Genomic DNA, 8,150 nt, shown 5'->3' on the forward strand with positions numbered 1-8,150 from the left:
ACTGATGCTGATATCCCTAACCCCGCTGTTAGCGGATACGCACACGCTTTTTGTCACCCACGATTTTTTTCAGTTCAGCTTTGAGTGCGTCTACAAACTGATCCACCGACTCTTCCGTTTCCAGATAGACACTGCTAGAGGTTTTGTTGTAAATGCTGGCGACATCAACTTCGACAACAGGTTTCGGTGGCACCACGACGATCGCGGGCTTTACCGGAGTCGCAGCAGGTGCTGATGTTTCTGGGCTGGCGGTGGTTGCTGAGCTCGCTACGCTCTCTGCTTTGCTCTGAGCCAGTTGTGCCGCTTTGGCCTGACGCTGAATTTCCGCCTGAACTTCGCTCTCCAGCTCATACAAGGCTTCGTCAAAACGCTCGACGGCGGTTTGGGTTTGCAGCATATAGATGGTGGATAGGCTGCTTTCCACTTCAATATCCGTTTTCAGCAGTTGCAGCGGACGCAATAGCTTATTGCTCAGCTCAGCGGTGGCCATGCCGCTGTTCTTGATCTCTGCTTCCAGTTGTTTGATCTTGTCATCCAGCTGCTCTACCGCCTGACTGCGTTTTTCAGTTAGTAAACGTTCATTGACACTTTCCACTGTGCGCACCAAATCAGCGATTTTATTTAACAGGCCGTAGGGTGATTCATTGGTCGAAATACGATGTAATTCTGATAAGGCTTTTTTAGCCACCTCATCACTGCCCAGTGCCTGTTTGTTTTTCTCAAAATGACGTAGGGCCTGCTGCAGTTGCTGCCAGCTTGGCATCTGGTTACTGAAGAACTCATGAATATCACGGTAGTCTTCTTCCAGATCCAGATAGTCATCCTTGTTATCAACCACGGCCTTAAAGAAATCGAAGCTGTCGCTATTGGCCAGCAAGCGATCCAAGCTTAAGATAGACCGTTCAATGACTTTCTTGCCCGGGAATTGCCCGACATCGGTTTTGCTCTTATACGACTTAAAGTTGGCTAACCAGGTCTTAAAGTTTTGGGTATAGAACTCAAACAGCTCTTTTTCTGTCGCTGGTCCCATGGCCGAGAACAGTTCTTGGGTGAGTTGGCGCGCCTGTTTCAATACCTGATCATCGGTCTGACGCTTTTTAATGATGGCAACTTCACGACGACGGCGGCTGTTCTGTAAAGGTTCCAGCGCATCTTTCAGCTGCAAGGTGCCTCCATTCAACTGCAGTGAAATACGTCCCATGGCAGCAAGCTGACCTGCCAGTAGTAAAATCTCGGCATCCGGCCAGCCATAAGGACGTTTGGCAAAACGATCCACTACATCCGATACCAGAATACGTTCGGTACCGGTGGCCCGTAGCGCAATGTACTGTTCCACTTCCTGTAGGGCTTTCGGATTGCTCTGACCGCCATCCAGGGATAATCCCAGCTGCGCCATATCATCCACAGTCAATACGGCGTTCAGTTCACGCCAAGCATCCTGCTGATAGACCTGCAGATAGCTCAGTTTGGTATAGGTATTTTCCAGCAGATAACGACAGGCCTCATCCAGCTTGCTGGATGGGCTAGAAGATGAAAGCTGCAGATGTTGACCCAAAGCATAGCTTTCCGCGTCCAGCAGCATTTCTTCGACCCGGGCACGCAAACGTTTTTTGCGTTCCTGGTTCTCTCGGCCACGGTCTGCCAGAATACGGGTGATATCGGACTGGGTGCCATCATCATTTAACCGAATAAATTTATTGGTTTTCAGCCACGTTCTGAGCTCATTAAAGAATTGCTTGTCATCACCGAGTTTAAATAGCACCTGTCCTTCAGCACTTTTACCAATACAAAAGGCTTCACTGTAAAGGTTGTATTCAGTATCCAGCGGAGAAATGATTTCAACTTTCAAATCACTCTCATACTTGCCATCCAGGCTATGGCTATCTAGGAAACGACCAATCTGATAGTCCATCTTGTTGGCTTGATGGCGGTATTTGTTCTGATCGCGCAGTAAATCTTTAAAGATCAGGTTGGCTAACTCTTTATTTTCTTCTGAAGCTGCTAAGTCCGTGGCTTTAATTTTGCGGGTGATATCGCGTTCTTCATTGGTCAGGAACAGGAACTCATCGCCATTCCTCGTAATCAGGCTCTCTTTTTCCAGACGCTGCAGGCTCTCTTCAATCCGCTTGCGTAATGCCAGCTTATCTTCATCAATTTTCTCAATCGACAAAGTCACCAGGTTATCTAGCGTACCTTTGATGATATCGACATAGCGGATCATGAACAGGGTACGCAACATCTGCACATCAAAACCATCCAGGGTCTTATTCTGCCCTGCCTGGTCGATGGTACGCTTCACTGCTGTATCCAGGAAGCCTTCGACTGAAGTATAGAAGCGGTGGAAAGGAACCAGGGCACCGACTTCATCTGTGGCAATCGCATTGGCGGCCATCTGGAATGCATCTAGCATAGATCGTTCACCATAGGCCAGATGTGCACCAGTCGCACCGACTTTACGGATTTCTTCAAATACTTTTTGTACCAGCTGGAAATGGTACGGCGCAAAAGGATAGTTATGAATAAAACTGTCTGGCCCCTCATAGTTCTTGAGGGTTGGGCCTGAACGGTCAAAGGTAATCTGATTTTTTAAGATATCGCCCTTTTGCTCAAACACTGATCTGAGCAATGCTTCTGCTTCTGGGGTTTTACGTAATAAACGTTTCTGGATGACTTCATCGGTATTGGAACTGGACAGTGATAAACGGGTTTTAAAACGTCCAGCAATCTTGGAGAAGTCATTGGCTTTGGAAGAAGACATCTCACCTAAAACAGCATCGATGTCTGCCTGTGAGGTGACGATAATCCAAGCGCGGCCTTTACAGATCGTACCCAGGTTTTCAGTAATGGTTTGCAATGTCAGCATCAAGCGGGTATCGCTGCCAATAAACTGCCCCACTTCATCGACCAAGAACAACATGCGTTGCTGGGGTCCTTTGCTGTCCAGGTATTCTTTCACCCACTGACAGAAATTTTCAACCGAAACACTAAAGGTCTGCTCAGAATCCTCAAACCATTTATGCGCTGCTTCTGCTGATAAGTTGAGGGCTTGGGAAATCGCGGTTTCGACATCATCCTGATAGAACTGATAGCCATCACGTTCTTCTAGCCAAGACATGCCGCTAGATTCTTCAAAAGCCTGTTTAAAGCGCTCATACACCCCTTTCTGGCTCAGGTGACGTTCCATATGTGCAATATGTGGATGGTCAGCACTAAAACCCTGATACTCGTTAAACACGCGTAAAAACACATTCAGAATCGGATTGCCGTCATCATTGGAGCTGGCTTTACTGTCGATGTTAAATAGGATGACATCGGCATGATGACTAACCGCTTTACCAATATCCGCACGGATAAACGCATCCCGGATTTTGCTTTCATCAAAGAATTCTGCAGCACTGCGTTCGTTACCTTCCGCGTCACGTGCCACTTTATTGGCCAGAATATAGGACAAGGTTTTCAGAAAATGCGATTTACCTGAACCAAAGAAGCCAGAAATCCACACGCCGACACGATTGGCAATCGAAGGATCGCTCAGGTCTGTGCCATAAGACTGGAAAAAGTCCCGAAAATGCTTTTCCAGCTCATTGGTGACCACATACTCATCAAGTTCCTGATATACCGTGGTATTGTCATTCTGGTCTGCCTTGACCACCCCGTTTATCGCACGATCTAATGGCTTGTAAAAAAGTTCTTTAATATTCATCTCAATCAATTCCCCGAATTTTTATGGCTATTTGTCGTGCTTATGGCACTAATCTGAAGGCTCTGTAGTAATTATTGCTTGGAATTTTTCCAAATAAACTCATGGCCTGACCGTCGTAATACCCCGGATAAAACAATACGACTGGTTTATGCCCCAGCAAGGAATGCAAACTGTTTAACAAATGATGTGCACGTAATAGTGGCCAAACCGACCCCACCCCGGTCATCAACACTATATCTTGCGCATTGGTGGCATATTTGCTCACCAGATACGGCGCAAACTTATCCATATGCAGTGGACCTTTCAGAGCCTTGAGCAGTGCCTCATCGCCTTTGGCTTTTTGCATTTGGATCGCTTTATCAATGAAATTGCGCTCAGCCAGGTAATCCACCACTGCTTGTAGCAGATTAATATTCACCACCTTCAGCTGACTGTGTTTTTTCTCCAGCATCCCTTCCAGAAAATGAAGATATTCACGGACTTTCAGCTCATCTTCAGGTGCATAATCAAAAATCCAGAAGCCAATTTCATTACCCAATCCTTGTCCAGTGAGAAACTCAGTGGAAAGAATTCGCTCTGGAATCTGGTTCAGACGCTCATGTATTGTTTGACTCATTGCTGCCCCTCTACAACTAACGCGTCCATACCGACACTTCCATAGATCTTTTAATGCGTTGTTTATAATGTTCTTCCAACAGGCTACGCAGCTCTGCTCTGACGATCACGCGCTGCAACTCCAGCTTACGGGTACTTTTTAAGTAACCGGCTTCTGCCAGCATGCGAAACACCACCTGCCCCATTTTTTTCTTGCTGGACTCTTTCCAATCACAGATATCCGGATCGCGTTGTGAGCGTTCATCCAAAAAATCTGACCAGATATAACTGTCCAAGTATTGCGCCTGAGAGATATAGGCATCCCTCATCACCGTTTCCATAAACTCAAGCAGCAACAGGTTGCGTTCCAGTGCGCTACAAAAAGCCACCTGGGTCGCCAGCTCATCATCCCCATCACGTAGTGCTTTCCAGAAATCAGGCTCTAAGCGCTCCAGACGCTTACGAATAGCGGTGGCATTGCGTTGAGCTGAAGCAGGCGTTCTTTTTTGCAGAATATTGTCAATCTGAATGGCCTGATGCCATTGTTCTGGAGTCGCTTCTCGTAATAACAGATCCGCGATCAGCCGGCTTTCACGCACCATCAGGGAACCACCAATCAGGTCACTGTCATAATGAAATTGTTCTAACATAGCCAATCTCCTATGAAGCTTGATCAAACAGGTAAGACGACAGCTTTTCGATATCTGAACCTTGTAACACTAAGGTATATTTCAAGGCATCTTCCGCCTCAGCCAGCGTGATCGCGGCCTGATATCGCTGCAAGGTATAGTGAGCCAGGGCTTTTTTCACCGGAATCTGTAATCTGCCATCAGGCATGCCGAAGTCTTTTTCGACCAGCGCTTTTTGAGCTTCATTCAATTTTGGATTCGGGATCAGCGTCAGTAGAATTTCTTCATGCCAGTGTTGATCCTGAACAGGGTCTACTGTATCAATCGCCACCACAACAGGTGTGCGATCAATCCTGGAGAGTAAAAAGTCCTTAAACTGCTTGCTCTGATGGCAATAGGCACGGACATGCCAACGGAAACCGGTATACACCAGGGTGTGTGGGGAAATGATGCGTTCATGCCACTGCGGATTCTGCATCGAGGCATAAATCATTTTTAAAGTGTTTTGGTTTCGGCAGGCACGCAAAACTTCCCGAATCACTTCAGGACGTACACTGCGATCAGGTAATTGAACTGCTGCAAGATTCGGTTCTGGTGTCGCAATAAGGGTATGCGATTCACTAACCAAACCTGACAGCATATTGAGATATTCATTGATATGTACGGTAGTCAGCACCGGTTGAAACGTGGCTTTAGGCACATAGCCTTTTACGGAGGGATCATGGACCAAGGCATCTGGGTTATACAGCGTATTGTAACGCTTGATATCCGCAGAAGCCTGCTGTCGACTGAGCCCAAACCAGCTCATTAAACGATTGGTAACCAAACGACCTTCCCAGTATGCAAGGAGCTCGATCGCTCGCATTCGTAGCAGGACTTCATGCTTATCTGTCGTCATATACCAATCAGTCAATAAATAGCAGCTTTAAGATTACCCTACAGCAAATATACAGTAAACATTTTTGACGGTATTTAGAGGTAGTATTGCAATCACCAGATAAAAAATATACTAGTATCCTGATGATAGCCGTCAAAGTACGATCTCTAGCAGATCATGGATCCTGGTATAGCGCGTGAATTGAGCTAAGTTTTAGAATGAGAGCAATATGGGTTTTAGATTTCGTAAAAGTATTAAATTATTCCCGGGTTTTAAAATTAATCTGACCCATAAAGGCATCAGCAGTGCCAGCATTGGCAAACCTGGTGCTTCTCTAAATATTGGGAAAAAAGGTACGCGAACCAGTGTCGGCATTCCAGGTACGGGACTATCTTACTCTAAACACCAACCTTACTCTAAAAAGACCCGTGTTCCACAACCGACATCGCTAGAACACACGGAATATAATCCTCAGAATTTAGAACAACCGAAGACAAAGATCTGGCCTTGGATTATTTTTGGAATATTGTGTTTTATGGTGGGTGCCGTCATTTTTTAGCAAGAACAGCATTGTATTTTAATCAAAAAAAATGCCCAGATGGATGAATGGGCAAACTAAGGAATTAATATCCTTCAGAAACTCCAGCGCAATTCTCGCTACTTTCAGTAAGCGACTCTGGCTCAATCATGATGGTCTGACTCAATCGAATCGAGGTAAATCGATCCATCACAATTGGAGCAGAAATTATGCTTGAATACATTCTTGAATGATGCTGAAAAGTCTTTGAGTTTTAATTCATAAATAAGAGTATCCATGTCTACCCTCAACTTTACTTATTTTCAGATAGCAACCAATCGAGAGCACTCATTTTTACAATACCATTATAATTCGCTTCAGTCCCTATCGTGTCTAAGGTAAGCAAATACTTGGGATACGAATCAGAAATTTTCTGTAATGGACGTAACTCTCGGCTGAGTGTCTCCTCATTGAGCGTTTCTAATGCCACCTGATAATAAGTTAAATTCTGTAAAGTATCGACAGCAACAAAATCAATTTCATATTCATCAACCCGCCCTACATAGACCGTATAACCTCGTCTGACAAGCTCAAGATAAATCACATTTTCTAAGATATGACCTTGATCAGCATTAGCATCAGGCAACATAATCCGGCGCAATCCGACATCAACTAAATAGTATTTTTCAGAGGATTGTAATAACTCACGCCCGCGTACTTTAAATTGTGCGGCACTATAAAATAACAAACTGTCCTGTAAGCCCTGAATATAGCGTTTTACTGTTTCAAATGAAATCTTAACCCCACTTGAAACAAAGGTATTTTTAATTTTATTGATGGAAATAGGTGAGCCTGTCACGCTTGCCAAATATCTTGCGACACGCTCGAGAGAGTTAATATCGGCAGTATTCAAACGGGGAATAACATCTTTAAACATTACACTGGCATAGACCGCTTGCAAGTAATCATAAGTTTCCTGCTGGCTAGTCATGGCAAGCGTATAAGGGAAACTACTGCGCGTATACATGGCATACAAATCACGATTGGATAATTGTTGGATGATCGGATTATTTTCAATATGCCACTGTTTAAATTCTTGGAATGACAGAGGTAGAACGTGTTGCTCGATATAGCGTCCTGTAAGTAAAGTCGCAAGTTCTCCACTTAGAAAGAATGCATTTGAGCCTGTAATATATAAATCGATATAATCCCGAACATATAAGGAGTCGACTACTTTCTCAAAATTTGTAACATGTTGTATTTCATCTAAAAAAACATAGTTTTTTTTACTTTTATCAACTTTGGACAATACATAATCATGTAGTTTACGGTAATCGGTGAGTTCTTCAAATTCCATAAATTCGAAGTTGATGGCAATGATGTTTTCGGCTTGTACACCCTGTGCTTTTAGGTCTTGTTGAAACATCGCCAATAAGGTGGATTTTCCAGAGCGACGCACACCTGAAAGTACTTTAATGACATCACGGTCTTGCCATGTATTCAGAAATTTTAAGTAGCCATCACGTCGAATATTAGCGCTTCTCATTATTTACACTTAGAATCTAAAGTTTTAATAAATTCTATCAAATTTTAGAACGTATATGTAAATATATTTAATTTTAGAAAAAGTTTAAAGGTTAAGTGAAACATTCAAAGCTACTGTAGAAGCATGTAAACAGCAGATCTGATCAAAATCCAAATTCTGAACCGTACCGGGTTTGTCGGAGACTTTTTTATTTAAGTTAGGCCACCTGACCTAACGGGTTAATCTTATCATAGTACATTGCTTCAAACTCAAAAGGCGATACATAACCCAGTGCACTGTGTACA

The 8,150-nt window shown here is 44.1% G+C and carries 6 protein-coding genes; 1 reads left to right on the forward strand and 5 read right to left on the reverse strand.

Annotated elements, in window-relative coordinates:
* Positions 1 to 28: 28 nt before the first annotated feature.
* Genes brxC through MF4640_RS14790 form a run of 4 tightly spaced genes read right to left on the reverse strand, consistent with a single transcriptional unit; the run spans position 29 to position 5,824 of the window.
* On the reverse strand, positions 29 to 3,703 hold the full coding sequence (gene brxC, locus MF4640_RS14775; protein ID WP_078390063.1) for a BREX system P-loop protein BrxC: 3,675 nt from the start codon (positions 3,701 to 3,703) through the stop codon (positions 29 to 31).
* Positions 3,704 to 3,743: 40 nt separating this feature from the next.
* Complete coding sequence (locus MF4640_RS14780) at positions 3,744 to 4,319, reverse strand: DUF1788 domain-containing protein (RefSeq protein WP_005403808.1); 576 nt, start codon at positions 4,317 to 4,319, stop codon at positions 3,744 to 3,746.
* Between the two features lie 16 nt (positions 4,320 to 4,335).
* Positions 4,336 to 4,947, reverse strand: coding sequence for a DUF1819 family protein (locus MF4640_RS14785; protein WP_005245154.1), 612 nt, complete (start codon positions 4,945 to 4,947; stop codon positions 4,336 to 4,338).
* Between the two features lie 10 nt (positions 4,948 to 4,957).
* Complete coding sequence (locus tag MF4640_RS14790; protein ID WP_078390064.1) at positions 4,958 to 5,824, reverse strand: helix-turn-helix transcriptional regulator; 867 nt, start codon at positions 5,822 to 5,824, stop codon at positions 4,958 to 4,960.
* A 208-nt stretch (positions 5,825 to 6,032) separates the two neighbouring features.
* Between MF4640_RS14790 and MF4640_RS14795 the strand changes: the two genes are divergently transcribed.
* Positions 6,033 to 6,362: a DUF4236 domain-containing protein gene (locus MF4640_RS14795; protein ID WP_000506885.1), complete on the forward strand. Its 330-nt coding sequence runs from the start codon at positions 6,033 to 6,035 to the stop codon at positions 6,360 to 6,362.
* A 271-nt stretch (positions 6,363 to 6,633) separates the two neighbouring features.
* Here the strand turns inward: MF4640_RS14795 and MF4640_RS14800 are convergent, their stop codons facing one another.
* Complete coding sequence (locus MF4640_RS14800; protein WP_001255534.1) at positions 6,634 to 7,866, reverse strand: ATP-binding protein; 1,233 nt, start codon at positions 7,864 to 7,866, stop codon at positions 6,634 to 6,636.
* Positions 7,867 to 8,150 lie beyond the last annotated feature (284 nt).

Origin of the sequence: Acinetobacter sp. MF4640, assembly GCF_002018895.1 — a bacterium.
Lineage (GTDB): Bacteria > Pseudomonadota > Gammaproteobacteria > Pseudomonadales > Moraxellaceae > Acinetobacter > Acinetobacter johnsonii.

Excerpts from the sequence above, each read along its gene's own strand:
- MF4640_RS14780 (WP_005403808.1), bottom strand. The coding sequence starts at position 4,319 with ATGAGTCAAACAATACATGAGCGTCTGAACCAGATTCCAGAGCGAATT.
- MF4640_RS14785 (WP_005245154.1), bottom strand. The coding sequence starts at position 4,947 with ATGTTAGAACAATTTCATTATGACAGTGACCTGATTGGTGGTTCCCTG.
- MF4640_RS14795 (WP_000506885.1), top strand. The coding sequence starts at position 6,033 with ATGGGTTTTAGATTTCGTAAAAGTATTAAATTATTCCCGGGTTTTAAA.
- MF4640_RS14790 (WP_078390064.1), bottom strand. The coding sequence starts at position 5,824 with ATGACGACAGATAAGCATGAAGTCCTGCTACGAATGCGAGCGATCGAG.
- MF4640_RS14800 (WP_001255534.1), bottom strand. The coding sequence starts at position 7,866 with ATGAGAAGCGCTAATATTCGACGTGATGGCTACTTAAAATTTCTGAAT.
- brxC (WP_078390063.1), bottom strand. The coding sequence starts at position 3,703 with ATGAATATTAAAGAACTTTTTTACAAGCCATTAGATCGTGCGATAAAC.